We start from the raw sequence: 15,874 nt of genomic DNA, 5'->3' as shown, positions 1-15,874 counted from the left end.
AACTAGATATGAAATGGACCAGCAGCTCCAGCTCCTGATCAGCCTGCAGGCGATCGACACGCGCATCGGCGTGCTCGAGGCCGACGCCGCCCGCCTCCCCAAGGAGATCGCCGCCATCCACGCCGCCGTCGAGGAAGCCCGCAAGCAGGTCGAGCAGACCAGGACCCGCCTCGACGCCGCCCGCAAGGACCAGCGCGCCAAAGAGAAGGATCTCGAGGTCGTCCAGGCCAAGCGCGCCAAGAACGAGGCCCGCCTCTACGAGGTCAAGACCAACAAGGAGTACTCCGCGGTCCTGATCGAGATCGAGGAGATCAAGCAGGAGAAGGCCCGCATGGAGGAGGAGGTCCTCGTCTTGATGGAGTCGCAGGAGCGGCTCACCGGCGACATCCGCGAGACCGAGGCCCGCTTCAAGCAACGGGAGAGCCAGGGACGCAGCGAGGAGGCCACGCTCAAGGAGCAGCTGCGCGGGATCGAGACCGATCTGGCCGCGGTGCGGACCGAGCGCCGAGAGCTGGCCTCCAAGCTGCCCGCGAACATCCTGGCCGACTACGACCGGATCCTGCGCGCCCGCGCGGGGCTGGCCCTCGTGCCGGTGACGAAGCCGAATTTCTGCGGAGCCTGCCGGATGACGATCACGCCGCAGCGTCTGCAGGAGCTTCGCGCGCAGTCCTCGCTGATTCCCTGCGAGTCCTGCGGCCGCTACCTCTACTGGCCTTCCTGATCCCCCTCTCCCTCTCCCCTTCGGGGGAGAGGGCACGGTGAGGGCGCTCCGATCTCAACGTCCACGCCACCCCCGGTGATCATGTACACGGACGGCGCCTGCTCGGGCAATCCCGGCCCCGGCGGCTGGGGCGTCGTCCTGATCGAAGACGGGCGCGAGACCGAGATGTCGGGCGGCGAGAATCCCACCACCAATCAGCGCATGGAGCTGACCGCTCCCATCAAGGGCCTGCAGACCTTGACCGGCCGCCGTCGGGTGGCGATCTACAGCGACAGCGCGTACGTGATCAACTGCTTCCGCGACCGGTGGTACGAGCGGTGGCGCAAGAACGGCTGGCTCAACGCGCAGAAGAAGCCGGTGGAGAACCGCGACCTCTGGGAGGCGCTCATCGCGCTGGTCGAGCGGCACGACGTCACCTGGCACAAGGTCGCCGGCCACAGCGGCGATCTCCTCAACGACCGCGCCGACGCCCTCGCCCGCGCCGGCATCCTCCGCGTCGTCTAGCTCGGGGTCAGGTCTTGCATTACGACATTTCCACCGTGTGCCGTGTCGGCACGCGGGCCGAAAATGTCGTAATGCAAGACCTGACCCCGGACTATCCGATGTGGAGGCCGCCGTTGGGGGAGAGCCACTGGCCCGTGAAGTAGGAGCCGTCGTCCGATGCCAGGAAGAGCGCGGTCGAGGCGATCTCCTCGGGCGCGCCCATGCGGTTCATCGGCGTCCGGCTCAAGATCACCCGCTGCATGAGGGGCGAGATCGGCGCCGTCATCGGCGTGTCGATGTAGCCCGGGCAGATTGCGTTGACCCGGATCCCACGCGAGGCCACCTCGCGCGCGAGGGCCCGCGTGAAGGCCAGGATGCCGCCCTTGGCCGCGCTGTAGTGCGGCGTCGCGTCGAGCCCCATCAGGGCGGCCACACTCGACATGTTGATGATCGCCCCGCGGTTGCGCCGGGCCATCAGCCGCAGCGCCTCGCGCGTGCAGAAGAACGTCCCGTTCAGATGCACCCCGATCATGCGATGCCACGCCTCGTCGGACATCTCCTGCGTGACGTCCCAGTGGGTGGTGATCGGCTGCCCCGACATCGTCTCGGCGACGCGCGCCTCCGCCTTGGCGCTGATGCGCTCCCGGTCTCCCGCCGCGGTCTCCGCGATCCCCGCGTTGTTGACGAGGATGTCCAGCCCCCCGAATTCCCGGTCGATCTCGGCGAACATCCGCCGCACCTGCCCGGAGTCGGCCACGTCGGCCGCGATCGCCCGGCCGCGCGGCGACTCGGCGCGGGCCGCGATCGCCGCGATCGTCTCGTGCGCACGCTCCGCCGCGACGTCGTTGACGATGACCCGCGCGCCCTCCTCGGCGAACCGCACCGCGATGGCCCGTCCGATCCCGGAGCCGCCGCCGGTGACGAGCGCGATCCGGTCTTGAAGTCGCACGGCTAGCCTTCCATCGTGGGACGGGCCCGTTGGGCCGGCTCGCGCTCGCCGTCTGGACGATCAGGGGCTTGCCCCATGCTACCCTCCGGAAGGTGTCAGCAGATTGACATCGCCGGTGCACCGTACGTCCGCGCGGGGCCGGGAGTCAAGGCCACCGGCGCGCGAGATCTCGACTGCCGCGCGGCGTCACCGGATGGGGATGTCCCCGATGCTTATTCTTGCCGGAGCGCGCGGGGGCCCATGCTAAGACGAACCTATGCTCACCGATCACGAGACGCGACCGGACCATGAGGCTCCACGCGACGGCGAGACGCCGCGCGCGTCCGCCGAGACGCACGACGCGCAGCTCGCCGCGCAAAACGAGAACGAGTTCCCGACGCTCGAAGAGCCCTCGTGGCTCGACGACGATCTCGACGAGGACATGGAGCCGCCGCGCGACTCCGCGTTCCGCGGCATCTGGATCGGCGTCGCCGCCGCGGCGGCCACCTTCGTGCTCGTCTTCGCGATCCCGCACTGGCTCGGCTGGTACGACCTCGGCAAGCCCGGTCAGCACGATGCCCGCGAGGCGACGCCCGAGTCGGTCATCTCGACCGTGACCGCCAAGCCCTCGACCGGCGCGCCGGCCGAGGAGCCGCGCGCCGAGACGGCCACCCCGGCCGCGACGCCGACCGCGAACGCCACGCCGCCCCCGGCCCCGGCGGTGGCGCCCGCGCCCGCCGCGCCGACGCAGGACGCGCCGCCCAAGGCGCCGGTGCGCGCCGCCCCGCCCGCGCCCACGCCGGTGGCCGCCAGGAGCGCGACCCACGAGAAGTCGACGAAGCCCGCGGCGTCCAAGCGGACGTACTCGGTGCAGATCGCAGCCTTCAAGAACGCCAAGCAGGCCGGCCGTCTCGCCGCCCGCGTCAAGCGCGACGGCTATCGCGCCGACGTGCAGCGAGTCGAGTCCTCCGCGGTTCCGTGGGTGGTGCGGGTCGGCGGCTACGCCTCGCGCGAGCAGGCCGAGTCGGCGCGCGACGCGCTGGCGCGCAAGGGCTTCCGCGGCTTCGTCCTCTAGAGTCCGACCGGGTGGCCGCGGCCCCGCTCAGGACAGCCGCGGCCACCTGCTCTCGATACGCAGCCCGGCGCGCTCCACCTGACGGCGGGCCAGCACCTCGACCCGCTCGTACACCGCCCGCTCGTCCACCGTGGTGATCCGCCCCTCGTCGAGGACCAGCCGGCCGTCGATCATCACGCTGCGCACGCTCGAGCCGGTCGCCGCGTAGACGAGGTTGTTGAGCGGGTTCAGCAGGGGCCGCCACTCCGGCGCGTCGCGATCGTAGAAGACGAGGTCGGCGCGCTTGCCCGGCTCGATCGAGCCGATCTGGCGCTCCATCAGCAGCGACTCCGCCCCGCGCCGGGTCGCCATCTCCATCACCGTCTCGGGCGGCATCACGCCCACGTCCAGCCGCGCATCCTTGTAGAGGTTGGCGACCAGGTACATCATCCGCAGCATGTCGAAGTGATTGGAGCCGTTGCCGCTGTCGCCGCCCAGCGAGACGCACACCCCGCCCGCGATCATCTCGGGCACGCGTGCGTGGGCGGCGAGCCCCTTGGTGTGCTTGAGCCCCGCGGTGGGACAGTGGCTGACCTTGACCGAGCGCCGGGCGAGCAGGGCGATGTCGGCGTCGTCCAGGTAGACCATGTGCGAGAGCTTGGTGCGCGGGCCCAGCACGCCCCAGCCGTCCAGGGTGGCCAGCGGCAGGCGGTCGCGCGTCCGGCGCGAGGGGTGCGAGGCCAGGTGCATCATGCCCCAGCCCACGCCGGAGCGGTCCGCGAGCGCATGGGCGCCGCGGATCAGCGCCGCCGAGCAGGTGCCGAAGCCCAGCAGCAGCGGCCAGGCGCGCACCAGGCCCTCGCGGGAGTTGATCGCCTCCAGCATCTCCTCGTTGGCCCGCAGCGCCTGCTCGGTGGTCTGGCGCATGCGATCGGGCCCGGTCTCGAGATCCCACGTCCAGCGCCCCAGGATCGCGCGCATGCCGAGACGCTCGACCGCCTCGGCCACCGCGAGCACGTCGAAGAGCGTGCCCGCCTCGCAGAAGGTGGTGGTGCCGGTGCGGATCATCTCGATGCCGGCGAGCAGGGCCGCGTGCTGCTCGTCCTCGGCGGTCATCACCGAGTACAGCGGAATCAGCCAGTCGGGCAGGTAGCGATCCACCGGGATGTCGTCGAGCAGGAGCCCCCGGTTGAGGTGCTCCGACAGATGCACGTGGGTGTCGACGAACCCGGGAGCCACCACCAGGTTGCGGGCGTCGATCACCCGGTCGGGCGCGCGCGGCGGGCGCACGTCGCGGGCCGGGCCGACCTCGAGGATCTCGCCGCGGTCGATCAGGATGGAGCCGTCGCCCAGGATCCGACGCGTACCGTCGACGGTGATGACGGTGCCGTGCTCGACGAGGATCACGCGCGGCGCTGGACCACCCGATGGTGCTGCCGGCCGAGGCCGTCGATCCCCTGCTCCACCGTGTCGCCGGGCTCGAGATAGCGCGGCGGCTTGGCCCCGTGGCCCACGCCGGCGGGCGTGCCGGTGGAGAGCAGATCGCCCGGCCGCAGCGTCATGAAGCGGCTCACGTAGGCCACGAGCGCGCGCACCGGGAACACCATGTCCCGCGCGCTGCCCTGCTGGCGCCGCTCGCCGTTCACCGTCGTCCACAGGGCGAGGGCCTGCGGGTCCGGGATCTCGTCGGCGGTGACCAGCCAGGGCCCGATGGGCGCGAAGGTGTCGCAGCTCTTGCCCTTGGTGGTGCCGCCGCCGTGCTCCATCTGGAACTCGCGCTCGGAGACGTCGTTCATCAGGCAGTAGCCGGCCACGTGGTCCAGCGCGCGCGCCTCGTCCACGCCCTGCGCGACGCGACCGATCACCGCCACCAGCTCGACTTCGTAGTCGAGCTTGTGCGCGCCGGGCGGCCGGGCGATCGGATCGTCGGGGCCGCTGATCGCGCTGTTGGCCTTGATGAAGATGGTCGGCTCCTTGGGCAGCGGCAGCGAGACCTCCACGGCGTGGTCGGTGTAGTTCAGCCCGATGCAGACGATCTTGCCGATGCCCCGCAGCGGGCAGCCGAGCCGCGGGTTGCCCCGCACCGCCGGCAGGCGATCGGGCCGGGCCGCGCGCAGCCGCTTGAGCCCGGCGGGCGACAGCACCTCGGGCGTGATGTCCTCCACCACGCCCGAGAGATCGCGCAGCCCGCCGTCGGCGTCCACGAGCCCCGGCCGCTCCGCGCCGGCCCGCCCGAACCGCACCAGCTTCATGGTCGAGACCTAGTGGGCGGCCAGGCCCGGGATGGACATGACCAGATGGAGATAGCCGCCCAGCTCGTTGATCCGGCGCATGTCGTGGGCCACGAAGGCCTCGCGCTCCGCCTCGGTCAGGTCGGCGTCGGCCAGCGCGGCCCGCGCGTCGCGATCGAAGCGCGCCCGGAACTCGGGATCCTTCTTGAGCCGATAGAGCAGGCTGTTGACCTCGTAGCGGCTCACGGCAGGCTCCATTCCACCGCGGCCAGGTTGATGCGCCGCAGCTCGCCGAAGTAGCGCACCTGCGCGCGGGCGGGCGCCACCGCGCCGAGCAGCACCATCCAGTTCAGGAACTCGTGCTCGCCGGTCTTGTGCAGCTCGTCCACCGTCAGCTCCTGCAGCGGCTCGTGCTCGCCGCGCTCCATCCAGTGGATGAGGCGGCGGTCGAAGACGGTGTCGGTCTCGCCCACCCGCGGCAGCGACAATTCCGGGAAATGCGAGAGCCCGCCGGTGGCGATGATGCCCACGTTCCAGGGCGAGGCGCCGACCACGCCGGCCAGGTGCCGGCCGAAGTCGAAGCAGCGCTTCGGCGTCGGCTGGGGCGCCACGAAGCAGTTCACCCAGATCGGCACCAGCGGCGGGATCGGGCGGGTGCCGTGCATGGTGTTGACCGGGCTCAGGAAGGCGTGATCCACCGGCGCTTCCCACGACATGGCCAGGTCGAATCCGCTCGCGAGCCCACGCTCGAGGATCTGGTTGGCCAGGTCCTCGTGCAGCGGGTAGCGGTCCGGCATGTGCTCGAGCACCGCGTCGAAGGCCTCGGCGCGGTCCTGCTTCATGCGCTGCACCGTCCGGCCGATGCGCACGCACAGGGCCGGCACCGCGTTGAACGAGAACGCGTTGAGATGGTCGTCGGCCACCACGATCAGGGCGTCCGCCCGGGTGGCCGAGAAGCGCTCGCCCATCCGCGCGATCTCGGTCATGCACGCGGTCACCTTCTGGCGGCCCTCGTCGCCGCAGGCACGCTGGTAGTAGTCGGGATCGAGCACGTGGGACATCGCGCCCGCGAAGACGATCTTGCCCATGGATGAGCCTCCTGGTGCGGATCTCGCGCGGAGAACCGTCGCAGCGCGGATCGTAGCGGATGGGCCGGGCCGAATCAAGGCGAGGTCCCGCGACCCGCGGCCACCGCCGTATTGCGACCTCGCGGCCGAGCGACTAGACTGAGGCTCCCGGAGGAGACCGACATGACCCAGACCGCACAATCCCTGGAGCACCTGCTCGTCTCGCACGTGGCGCGCTTCACCGATCGGAAGGCCGACTGGGACGCCTTCGCCGACGCGCGCGTGGAGGGCTTCCGGCGGGCCCAGCATCGCTTCATCGGCTCGGGCGCCTCCGGCAAGGCCGACGCCGCGGTCATACCCGCGGAGCACTTCACGCTCTCGATCATGTTCGTCCCGCCCGGTCAGGGCAACGCGCCTCACACCCACGAGGTCGAGGAGGTCTTCTTCATCCTCGAGGGCAAGGTCGCGGTCTTCCTCGAGGACGGCGCCGGTCATCGCGCCGAGACCGTGCTCGGGCCGTGGGACTGCGTGTCGTGCCCGGCCAACGTCATCCACGGCTTCACCAACGTGGGGCTCGAGCCGGCGTACCTGCAGGTGATGCTGGGCAAGGCCAGGCCCGAGCTGATGACGTACACCGACGGCGATCTGCAATCCCGCCGCGACGAGCACCTGCGCGCGGCGGGCTCGCGCGGCTAGGATCCCGGCGCCCTCGCCGATGCTGGTCGGCGCCTCGCCGAAGCGCAAGGAGGACGGCCGCTTCGTCGCGGGGCGGGGCCGCTACCTCGACGACGTGCGCGTCGACGGCCTGCTCCATCTGGTGGTCGTGCGGAGCCAGCACGCGCACGCGCGCGTGCTCGGCGTCGACGGCGGCGCCGCCCGCGCGCTGCCCGGCATCGTCGCGGTGTGGACGCTCGACGATCTGCCGGAGCTGGCCGCCGCCACCGTGCCGCCGCTCGTGCCCGAGCCGGGCGGCCGCCGCTACATCCACCCGGTGATGGCCGGGCGCCGCGTGCGCCACGTGGGCGAGGCGGTCGCGGTGGTGGTGGCGAGCGATCCGTACGTGGCCGCCGACGGCGCCGAGCGCGTCGCGGTCGCCTACCATCCCCTGCCCGCCGCGCTCGGCCCCGAGGCGGCCACCGCGCCCGGGGCCCCGCGCGTCAACGACGAGTGGCCCGACAATGTGGCCTCCGTCACGAGCGGCGGCACGGGCGACCCGGCCGGCGCGCTGGCCGGCGCCGCGCTGGTCGTCTCCGCGCGACTGGCCTATCCGCGCGTGGCCGGCATGCCGCTCGAGACGCGCGGGGTGCTGGCCGCGCCCGATCCCATCGGCGGCGGCCTCACGGTGTGGACGTCGACGCAGGTGCCCTTCGCGGTGCGCAGCGGCATCGCGCCGGTGGTCGGTCTGCCCGAGGAGCGCGTCCGGGTGCTGGTGCCCGACGTGGGCGGCGGCTTCGGGGTGAAGGGCCACGTCTATCCCGAGGACATTCTCGTGGCCGCGGTCGCGCGACGGCTGGGCCGGCCCGTGAAGTGGACCGAGACCCGCACCGAGCACTGCCTCATCGCCGCGGGCGATCGCGACCAGGTCCACGAGGCGCGCATCGGGGTGGAGCGCGACGGCCGCATCGTGGGCATCGAGACGCGCTTCACCCGCGATCACGGTGCCGCACCCACCCTGGGCGAGGCCATCACCCTGAATACGATCAATCACCTGCCCGGCCCGTATCGCGTGCCGCACTATCGCGGGGCCGGCCGCAACGTGGTCACCCACAAGACCTTCGCGGCCGCCTATCGCGGCGCCGGTCGCCCGGAGGCCGCCTTCGTCCTCGACCGCCTGCTCGATCGCGCGGCGCGGCGCCTCGGCATGGATCCCGCCGAATTGCGGCGGCGCAATCTGATCCGGCCCGACGAGATGCCGAGCCCGACCGGGCTCACCTACCGCGACGGCGCGCCGATCATCTACGATCCCGCCGACTACCCGGCCGCCTTCGAGCGCCTGCTCGAGACGCTCGACTACGAGGGCTGGCGGGCGCGGCAGGCCGAGCGGCGCGGCGGCCCGCGGCCGATCGGCATCGGCCTCTGCGCCTACGTCGAGGGCACCGGCATCGGGCCCTTCGAGGGCGCCGACATCCGGGTCGATCCCAACGGCACCGTGTTCGTGCACCTGGGCGTGTGCGCCCAGGGCCAGGGCCACGAGACCACGCTCGCGCAGATCACCGCCGACGAGCTGGCCGTCCCGCTCGAGTCGGTGGTGGTGGTCGGGGGCGATACGAGCCTGGTCGGCTATGGCATGGGCACCATCGCGAGCCGGGTGGCCGCGGTGGGAGGCCCCGCGGTGCAGCGCTCCGCGGCGGCCGTCGCCCACAAGGCCCGGCTGGTCGGCGCCGAGCTGTTCGAGTGCGCGCCGGACGACGTGGTGCTGGCCGACGGCCACGTGCACGTGCGCGGGGTGCCGGACCAGCGCGTGACCCTCGGCCAGGTGGCGCGCGCCGCGGTGCGGAGCCGGGCGGTGGCCGAGGCCGGCGGCCCCGGGCTCAGCGCCTGCGCGTTCTTCTATCCCGACACCGTGACGTGGGCCTTCGGCGTGCAGGGCGTCGTGGCCGAGGTGGATCTGGAGTCGTGCGCGATCTCGCTGCTGCGGCTGGCCGCCATGCACGACTGCGGGCGGGCGATCAACCCGGTGATCGTGGAGGGCCAGCTCCACGGCGGCATCGCGCAGGGGCTGGGCAGCGCGCTCGGCGAGTCGCTCATCTACGACGAGGCGGGCCAGCTCCTCACCGGCACCCTGATGGACTACCCGCTGCCGCGCGCGGACGAGATGCCGCCGCTCGACGTGGTGCACATGGACTTCCCATCCGTGATCAACCCGCTCGGCATCAAGGGGGTGGGCGAGAGCGGGGTGATTGCCCCGGCGGCCACGGTGGCCAACGCGGTCGAGGACGCGCTGGCCGACTACGGCGTGGAGATCGACCGGCCGCCGGTCACCTCCGCGCGGGTCTTCGAGCTGCTGCGGGCCTCCGGCCGCTGGCCGGCCCGGCCCCGGGAGGAGACGCGATCATGATCGAGCGCCGGCCGTTCGGACGCACCGGGCATCAGTCCACCGTCACCCTGTTCGGCGCCGCCGCGCTGGCCCGCGTCAGCCAGGACGAGGCCGACCGCGCGCTGGAGGTGCTGCTGCGCTACGGGGTCAACCATATCGACACCGCCGCCCGCTACGGCGATTCCGAGGTGCGCATCGGGCCCTGGATGGCCCGGCACCGCCGCGATTTCTTCCTCGCCACCAAGACCGGCTCGCGAGGCGCCCGGGAGGCGCGCGAGGACCTGCATCGCTCGCTCGAGCGACTGAAAGTCGACTCGGTGGACCTGATCCAGCTGCACTCGCTCGCGCATCCCGACGACTGGGACCGGGCCATGGGACCGGGCGGCGCCCTGGAGGCGCTGGTCGAGGCGAAGCAGCAAGGGCTCGTGCGGGCCATCGGGGTCACCGGGCACGGCTGGACCATCGCGGCGATGCACCGGCGGAGCCTCGCCCGCTTCGACTTCGACTCGGTGTTGCTCCCCTACAACTACTTCATGGACCAGAGCCCGCGCTATCGCGAGGCTTTCGAGGAGGTCGCGGCGATCTGCCGCGAGCGCAACGTGGCGGTGCAGACCATCAAGGGCATCGCGCGCGGGGCGTGGGGCGCCGCCGACCGCACGCACGCCACCTGGTACCAGCCGCTGGAGCGCCAGGAGGACATCGACCGCGCGGTGCACTGGGTGCTCGGGCGTCCCGGCATCTTCCTCAACACCGCGGGCGATCTCGCGCTGCTGCCGCGCGTGCTGGACGCGGCCAGCCGGTTCCAGCGCCGCCCCTCCGACGAGGCAATGACGGCCCTGCACGACGCGACGCGCATGTCGTCGCTCTTCGGACTTCCCACGTGATCTCGACCGGAGACCATCGCCCCATGCGCCACGCCGTCCTGGCCGTTGCGTTGATCCTCTGGCTCTCGCCCGCCGACCTGCTCGCCCAGACCACCAAGCTGCGGGTGGCCATCTGCGCGCGCACCATCAGCATGGGGGTCGGCTCCCCCTTCGCGGTGGCCATGAAGATGGGCTGGTTCAAGCAGGAGGGGCTCGAGGTGGAGATCGTGCCGCTGCCGGGCTCGACCGACTGCGTGAAGGCAGTGGCCACCGGCGAGGTGCCGATCTCGCTGCCGAGCGTGGAGCCGCTGGCCAACGGGCGGCCGCAGGGCGTGAAGGCCAAGATCTACTACACCGCCTACCAGACCAACGGGTACGGCATCGCGGTGCCCGCGGACAGCGCGATCCGGAGCCCGGCCGAGCTGCGCGGCAAGTCCATCGGCGTGACCAGCCTGGCCTCGGCGGGCGTGGTGGTGGCGCGCGCCCAGGTGGCCGCGGCGGGGCTCGATCCGGCGCGCGACGTGCAGATCGTGGTCGCCGGCGAGGGCGCCCAGACCGCGGCGATGATGCGCAACCGGCAGGTCGACGCCCTCAGCCAGTTCGACACCCAGTACGCGATGGTGGAGAACGCGGGGGTGCGGGTGCGCTACCTCGACCGGCGCGACATCGAGCGCTTCCCCGGCAACGGCTTCCTCGCCTCCGAGGAGACCTTGAAGACGCGCGGCAAGGAGCTGATCGGCTTCGCGCGGTCGTACGCCAAGGGCACGATCTTCACGATCGCGAACCCGGAGGCGGCGGTGCGGATCGTCTACGAGATGTTCCCCCAGACCAGGCCCACCGGGAAGGACGAGGCCACCGCGGTCCGCGAGGACATCAAGGTCCTCGAGGCCCGCATGCCCCACTACAAGCTCGAGCCGGCGGGGGTCAAGCGCTGGGGCGAGAGCTCCGAGGCCAACTACGGCGCCTACGTCGACTTCCTGGTCAAGTGGAGCGTGATCACCCAGAAGGTGCCGACCGGCGACCTCATCACCAACGAGATGATCGACGAGATCAACCGCATGGACCCGGCGAAGATCGCCGCGGAGGCCGCGGCCTACCGCTACAGCCGGTAGCTCGCCTCGGGCTCCCGAGGCGCCGGGGCCGCCCCGGGCCTCCGCGCGGCCCGATCGGCCAGGAGGAGGCGGATCACCCCCTCGCCGTCGCGGCCGGCGATGAGCACGAAGAGGTAGATCCGGTCGCCGACCACCTTGGCGTCGAGCAGCGAGACGATGGTGGGCTCGAACGCGATCGCGTGAGCGACCAGGTCGTCGATGGCGGACTGGATCGCGCGATCGAGCGTCTCGCGGTCCTCCCCCGTGCTCGGACGGGATCGAGGCGGCCGCTTCCACCACGTGAGCCAGCACGGGCGGCGCCACCGTCATCACCACGAGCCCGGCGGCGGCCAGCCGCGAGGCGGCGCGAAGAGAGATCCGTCGTAACTCCTCCTGGACTCGGGGAGATTCCGTGCCGGCCAGCCCCTGGCCACCGCCCGGCCCGGTGGCGACGCTCAGGGACCGGGATCGAAGCACGTGGACAGGCGCCCGCCGATGCAGACGCACTCCACCGGCTCGCCGTGCGGTCCGCGGGCGATCACCACGCGGCTCGCGCAGTCAGCCGCGGGCTGACCGCGTGCGAGCACGAGCCCGGCCAGCGCGACGGCCAGCCCCACGAGCACTAGGAGCAGCAGCCCCAGCTGTCTCACCGGGCTGGCCTCCGCCGGTCACTCACGCGGGACTCATCGGCGTGCGGGTCACGCACGCGGGGCTTCGATTTCACCCTGCTCGCCCCAGCGCGGCGGCGGCGCGCTCTGCCCGTCGGCGATCTGATCGATGCCACGCGGCGCCTCCACCTCGCCCTTCTCGCCGCCGGTGTCGCCCCAGCTCACCGGCTGCAGGATCACGTCGGCACTCGCCGGGCGCGCCCCGAGGCCGCTCACCGTGGTCCCGAGACCCGTCCCCACCAGAATCGACAACCCGATGGTCACGATGGCTGTTCTGCTCATGTCCGGATCCTCCTCCTGGTTGACCGCTCACCCTTGAGACGAACGAGCCGGAGGGCGGGCTGCCGGCGTCGCCCGGATTCCGCAAGAACCCGATACCGCGGTGGGCAACGACGCGATCGCGTAGTAGGCTCCCGGGTGGCGTGACGACCGGCGGCCCGAGACGGCGTCTCACATTCGAGAGCTGGGAGCGCAACGTCTGGGCCCTGGCCCTCGTCGTGTTCATCGCCTTCGTCGGCTTCCAGTTCTTCTCGCCGTTCCTGCCGCTCTACGTGATGGAGCTGGGCGTCACCGATCCCACCCGGGTGGCCCTCTGGTCCGGCGTGCTCACCGCGGTGACGCCCGCGGTCGCGGGCTTGCTCGGGCCGCTGTGGGGCAGCTTCGCGGACCGGGTCGGGCGCAAGATGATGATGATCCGCTCGCTCGCCGGGTTCGTCCTCATCGTGGCCGCGATGGGGCTGGTGACCTCGGTCACCCAGCTGCTGGTGCTGCGCGTGCTCCAGGGCGTCATCGCCGGCTTCTCGGTGTTCGCGATGGCCCTGGCCAGCGTGTCGTGCCCGAAGGACAAGGTGCCGGTGGCCATCGGGCGCGTGCAGGGCGCGCAGCTCCTGAGCGTGGCCATCGGCCCCGCCGCCGGCGGGTACGTCGCCTCGCACTTCGGCCTGCGCTACGCCTTCTTCGTCACCGCCGGCATGTGCGCGCTGGCGCTGGTCGGGCTCATCGCGCTGTTCACGGAGAGCCGGCCGCTCGGCCCGAGCGGGCCGGTGACCGCCACCGACGAGACCGGCTTCACGCTGCGGCAGGTGTGGACCACCCGCGGGTTCCCGGTGGTGCTCGCCCTGCTCTTCGCCGGGCAGTTCATCGATCGCGGGCTCTCCCTGCTCGTGCCGTTGAAGGTCGCGGTCCTGCCCGACGTCACCCGCATCGCGGCGACCGCGGGCGAGATCATCTCCCTCGCCGCGATCTGCGCCACCGGCTCGGCCCTGCTCGCGGGCCGGCTGGCGCAGCGATGGCCGCCCGAGCGGCTGCTCCTGGTCGGCCTCCTCGGAGGCGGTCTCCCGTGCGCGTTGATGGCGTTCGCGGGAGGATGGCAGAGCCTGATGGCGCTGCGCTGTCTCGCCGGGCTCTTCCTCGGCGGGGCGCTGACGCTCGCCTACTCCATCGGCGGCACGCTGGTGAGCGGCGAGCGGCGCGGCGCCGCCTTCGGCTGGCTCGCGCTGAGCGTGCAGATCGGCACGGCGGCGAGTCCGCTGGTCAGCGGCGGGCTGGCCGCGCTCAGCCTGTCCGGGGCCTTCGTCCTCGACGGCGCGCTGGCGTGGCTGGCCGCGGGCCTCCTGCTGATCGGCGCGCGCCGGCTGCGCCGCGGCGCCGCGCACTGACGGGACGCGCGGCGGGCCCGCGCGGGGGGCGCCCTTGACGGAGCGCCTCGGAGCCACTAGTGTCGTCGAATCCACCTGCCGCCGCGAAGGAGGCGCCCATGCCACTGGATCCGCAGGCCCAGAGAGTCGTCGACACGATCGCCGCGCTCAATCTCAAGCCGATCAAGGACTCGACGCCCACGGAGGCGCGCGAGGCCATGCGGACCCGCACCGCCGGGCTGGGCCCGGTCGAGGACGTGCCCGCAGTGGCCGACCACCGGGTGCCGGTGGAGGGCGGGGAGATCACGGTGCGCCTGTATGCGCCGGCCGGCGTCGGCCCGCATCCGGTGCTGGTCTTCTATCACGGCGGCGGCTGGGTCATCGGCGACCTCTACACCCACGACGGGCTCTGCCGCTCCATCGTCAACGCGGCGGGCTGCGCGGTGGCGTCGGTGGACTACCGGCTCGCCCCCGAGTTCAAGTTCCCGGTCGCGGTGGAGGATTCCTACACCGCGCTGAAGTGGGTCGCCGCCAACGGCCCGCGCCTCGGGCTCGACTCGGCGCGCCTCGCGGTGGGCGGCGACAGCGCCGGCGGCAACCTCGCCGCGGTGATGGCCCTGCTCGCGCGTGACCGGCGCGGGCCGCGCATCCTCCTGCAGGTGCTGGTCTACCCGGTCACCAACCACGACTTCGGCGCGAAATCCTACGTCGAGAACGCCACCGGCTACCTGCTCACCACCGAGGACATGCGGTGGTTCTGGCGCCACTACCTCTCGCGCGAGGAGCAGGGCCAGGAGGTGACCGCCTCTCCGATGCGGGCCAAGAGCCTCGCCGACCTGCCGCCCGCGCTGGTGATGACCGCGGGCTGCGATCCGCTGCGCGACGAGGGCGACGCCTACGCGGCGCGGCTGCGCGACTCGGGGGTGCCGGTGACGGTCACGCAGTATCCCGGCATGTTCCACGGCTTCATGCGCATGACTCGCATCCTCGATCAGGCCCGCGCGGGTCTCGACGAGGTGGCGACCGCGCTGCGCAAGGCCCTGGCCTGACGCTCTCCCTCTCCCTTCCCGGGAGAGGGCAGGGTGAGGCCCTACAGCAGGAAGGGCACCCGCGCGGTCTCCACGACCGCGCGGAGCTGCGTCATCAGGTCGTCGGGGATCGGCACACCCTGCTCGAGCCGCTCCGCGCGCGTGAGGCGCTCGGGATCGCCGGCCACCAGCACCGGCTGCGCCGGATCGGCGCGCTTGGCGCCGTGCAGCACGTCGATCACGTCGTCGAGGTCGCGCTCGAACTCGCCCGCATCGCGGAAGGCGCCCGGATCGATAGCCATGAAGAAATGGCCGATGTTGTGCGGGTCCGAGTCGCGCTGGGTGCGGTTGCGCAGCGGCGAGAACGACGCGCCGCCCAGCGTGCCGCCGAGGATGTGCACCAGCACCGCGAGCCCGTAGCCCTTGTGGCCGCCCAGGTCGCGCGGGCCGCCCAGCGGGGTGATCCCGCCCTCCGGCGTCTCGAACACGTGGCGGAAGGCCTGCGTCTCGTCGGTGACCGCGCGGCCGTCGCCGTCCACCACCCAGCCCGCGGGCACCGGCTTGTGGTTGAGCTTGTGGACCTTCACCTTCCCCGCGGCCACCGTGGTGGTGGCCATGTCGAGCTGGAAGGGGGCGTTCGTGCGGGCCGGCGCCGCGAAGGCGAGCGGGTTCGTGCCCATCACCGGCTCGGCCGCGAACGTCGGCACCAGCGTGACGCCGCGGGTGGCCGAGGTCACCATGCCGATCACGCCGCGATCGGCGGCGATCTTGGCATAGCAGCCGGCCGCCCCGAAGTGATGCGAGTTGAACACCGAGACCACCGCGACCCCGGTGGCCAGGCACTTGTCCACCGCCAGGTTCATCGCGTGTGCCGACACCGGATGGCCGAGCGAGCGGTCCGCGTCGATGCGAGCCATGGCGGGACGGTCGCGCACCGTCTTCCACTGCGGGCGCATGTTGAGCCGACCCGCGCGCAGCTCGCGATCATAGGTCGGCAGCATCGAGATGCCGTGCGAGTCCACGCCCCGCAGATCGGTCTCCACCATCATCTCGGCGGTGACCATTG

At 72.1% G+C, this 15,874-nt stretch carries 18 protein-coding genes; 9 read left to right on the top strand and 9 right to left on the bottom strand.

Translation table 11 applies throughout. The features are described 5' to 3' along the window. Positions 1-13: 13 nt before the first annotated feature. Complete coding sequence (locus VKN16_09100) at positions 14-721, top strand: C4-type zinc ribbon domain-containing protein (GenBank protein HME94358.1); 708 nt, start codon at positions 14-16, stop codon at positions 719-721. A gap of 81 nt (positions 722-802) precedes the next feature. Beyond that, positions 803-1,225, top strand: a complete 423-nt coding sequence (gene rnhA / locus VKN16_09095) for a ribonuclease HI (GenBank protein HME94357.1) — start codon at positions 803-805, stop codon at positions 1,223-1,225. A gap of 91 nt (positions 1,226-1,316) precedes the next feature. Here rnhA and VKN16_09090 read toward each other — a convergent pair whose 3' ends face one another. Further along, positions 1,317-2,153: an SDR family NAD(P)-dependent oxidoreductase gene (locus tag VKN16_09090; GenBank protein HME94356.1), complete on the bottom strand. Its 837-nt coding sequence runs from the start codon at positions 2,151-2,153 to the stop codon at positions 1,317-1,319. A gap of 256 nt (positions 2,154-2,409) precedes the next feature. Here VKN16_09090 and VKN16_09085 point away from each other — a divergent pair, with 256 nt between their 5' ends. Then, positions 2,410-3,207: an SPOR domain-containing protein gene (locus VKN16_09085; GenBank protein HME94355.1), complete on the top strand. Its 798-nt coding sequence runs from the start codon at positions 2,410-2,412 to the stop codon at positions 3,205-3,207. 27 nt (positions 3,208-3,234) lie between these two features. On the opposite strand, the gene VKN16_09080 is transcribed toward VKN16_09085, so the two are convergent. From VKN16_09080 to VKN16_09065, 4 genes are read right to left on the bottom strand one after another with little or no spacing between them, the layout of a single operon-like run. Continuing rightward, a complete protein-coding gene (locus tag VKN16_09080) occupies positions 3,235-4,593 on the bottom strand; it encodes an amidohydrolase family protein (GenBank protein ID HME94354.1) in 1,359 nt (452 codons plus the stop codon). Then, a complete protein-coding gene (locus VKN16_09075) occupies positions 4,590-5,438 on the bottom strand; it encodes a fumarylacetoacetate hydrolase family protein (GenBank protein HME94353.1) in 849 nt (282 codons plus the stop codon). Before VKN16_09075 ends, VKN16_09080 begins: the two co-directional genes overlap by 4 nt. A 9-nt stretch (positions 5,439-5,447) precedes the next feature. Further along, the gene (locus VKN16_09070; protein ID HME94352.1) at positions 5,448-5,663 is read right to left on the bottom strand and encodes an Os1348 family NHLP clan protein; all 216 of its coding nucleotides are present in this window, start codon (positions 5,661-5,663) and stop codon (positions 5,448-5,450) included. After that, on the bottom strand, positions 5,660-6,505 hold the full coding sequence (locus VKN16_09065) for a hypothetical protein (protein HME94351.1): 846 nt from the start codon (positions 6,503-6,505) through the stop codon (positions 5,660-5,662). Before VKN16_09065 ends, VKN16_09070 begins: the two co-directional genes overlap by 4 nt. 162 nt (positions 6,506-6,667) lie before the next feature. Here VKN16_09065 and VKN16_09060 point away from each other — a divergent pair, with 162 nt between their 5' ends. Genes VKN16_09060 through VKN16_09045 form a run of 4 tightly spaced genes read left to right on the top strand, consistent with a single transcriptional unit; the run spans position 6,668 to position 11,496 of the window. Continuing rightward, positions 6,668-7,180, top strand: a complete 513-nt coding sequence (locus VKN16_09060; GenBank protein HME94350.1) for a cupin domain-containing protein — start codon at positions 6,668-6,670, stop codon at positions 7,178-7,180. Between the two features lie 19 nt (positions 7,181-7,199). After that, positions 7,200-9,542, top strand: coding sequence for a xanthine dehydrogenase family protein molybdopterin-binding subunit (locus VKN16_09055; protein HME94349.1), 2,343 nt, complete (start codon positions 7,200-7,202; stop codon positions 9,540-9,542). Next, positions 9,539-10,405 (top strand): aldo/keto reductase, encoded by an 867-nt coding sequence (locus VKN16_09050; GenBank protein ID HME94348.1) that lies wholly within the window; start codon positions 9,539-9,541, stop codon positions 10,403-10,405. The genes VKN16_09055 and VKN16_09050 overlap by 4 nt, the downstream gene beginning before the upstream one ends. 23 nt (positions 10,406-10,428) lie before the next feature. Continuing rightward, complete coding sequence (locus VKN16_09045; protein ID HME94347.1) at positions 10,429-11,496, top strand: ABC transporter substrate-binding protein; 1,068 nt, start codon at positions 10,429-10,431, stop codon at positions 11,494-11,496. Here VKN16_09045 and VKN16_09040 read toward each other — a convergent pair. The 3 genes from VKN16_09040 to VKN16_09030 form a co-directional block, all read right to left on the bottom strand. Next, the gene (locus VKN16_09040; GenBank protein ID HME94346.1) at positions 11,484-11,630 is read right to left on the bottom strand and encodes a hypothetical protein; all 147 of its coding nucleotides are present in this window, start codon (positions 11,628-11,630) and stop codon (positions 11,484-11,486) included. The two genes, VKN16_09045 and VKN16_09040, sit on opposite strands and share 13 nt — an antisense overlap. Positions 11,631-11,930: 300 nt before the next feature. Next, a complete protein-coding gene (locus VKN16_09035; GenBank protein HME94345.1) occupies positions 11,931-12,125 on the bottom strand; it encodes a hypothetical protein in 195 nt (64 codons plus the stop codon). Positions 12,126-12,173: 48 nt separating this feature from the next. Beyond that, positions 12,174-12,425 carry a hypothetical protein gene (locus VKN16_09030; protein ID HME94344.1) on the bottom strand — a complete coding sequence of 84 codons (252 nt, stop codon included), beginning with the start codon at positions 12,423-12,425 and terminating at the stop codon, positions 12,174-12,176. 140 nt (positions 12,426-12,565) lie between these two features. Here VKN16_09030 and VKN16_09025 point away from each other — a divergent pair, with 140 nt between their 5' ends. Both VKN16_09025 and VKN16_09020 read left to right on the top strand, forming a co-directional pair. Beyond that, positions 12,566-13,801 carry an MFS transporter gene (locus VKN16_09025; GenBank protein HME94343.1) on the top strand — a complete coding sequence of 412 codons (1,236 nt, stop codon included), beginning with the start codon at positions 12,566-12,568 and terminating at the stop codon, positions 13,799-13,801. A 98-nt stretch (positions 13,802-13,899) separates the two neighbouring features. After that, positions 13,900-14,829 carry an alpha/beta hydrolase gene (locus tag VKN16_09020; GenBank protein ID HME94342.1) on the top strand — a complete coding sequence of 310 codons (930 nt, stop codon included), beginning with the start codon at positions 13,900-13,902 and terminating at the stop codon, positions 14,827-14,829. 41 nt (positions 14,830-14,870) lie between these two features. Here the strand turns inward: VKN16_09020 and VKN16_09015 are convergent. Next, positions 14,871-15,874: Ldh family oxidoreductase (locus tag VKN16_09015; protein HME94341.1), on the bottom strand; the 1,004-nt coding region annotated here is incomplete at its 5' end.

It is taken from the genome of Candidatus Methylomirabilota bacterium (assembly GCA_035315345.1).
Classification (GTDB): domain Bacteria; phylum Methylomirabilota; class Methylomirabilia; order Rokubacteriales; family CSP1-6; genus CAMLFJ01.
The sequence above is the reverse complement of the archived record's forward strand: the minus strand, read 5'-3'. Positions and strand labels throughout refer to the sequence as shown.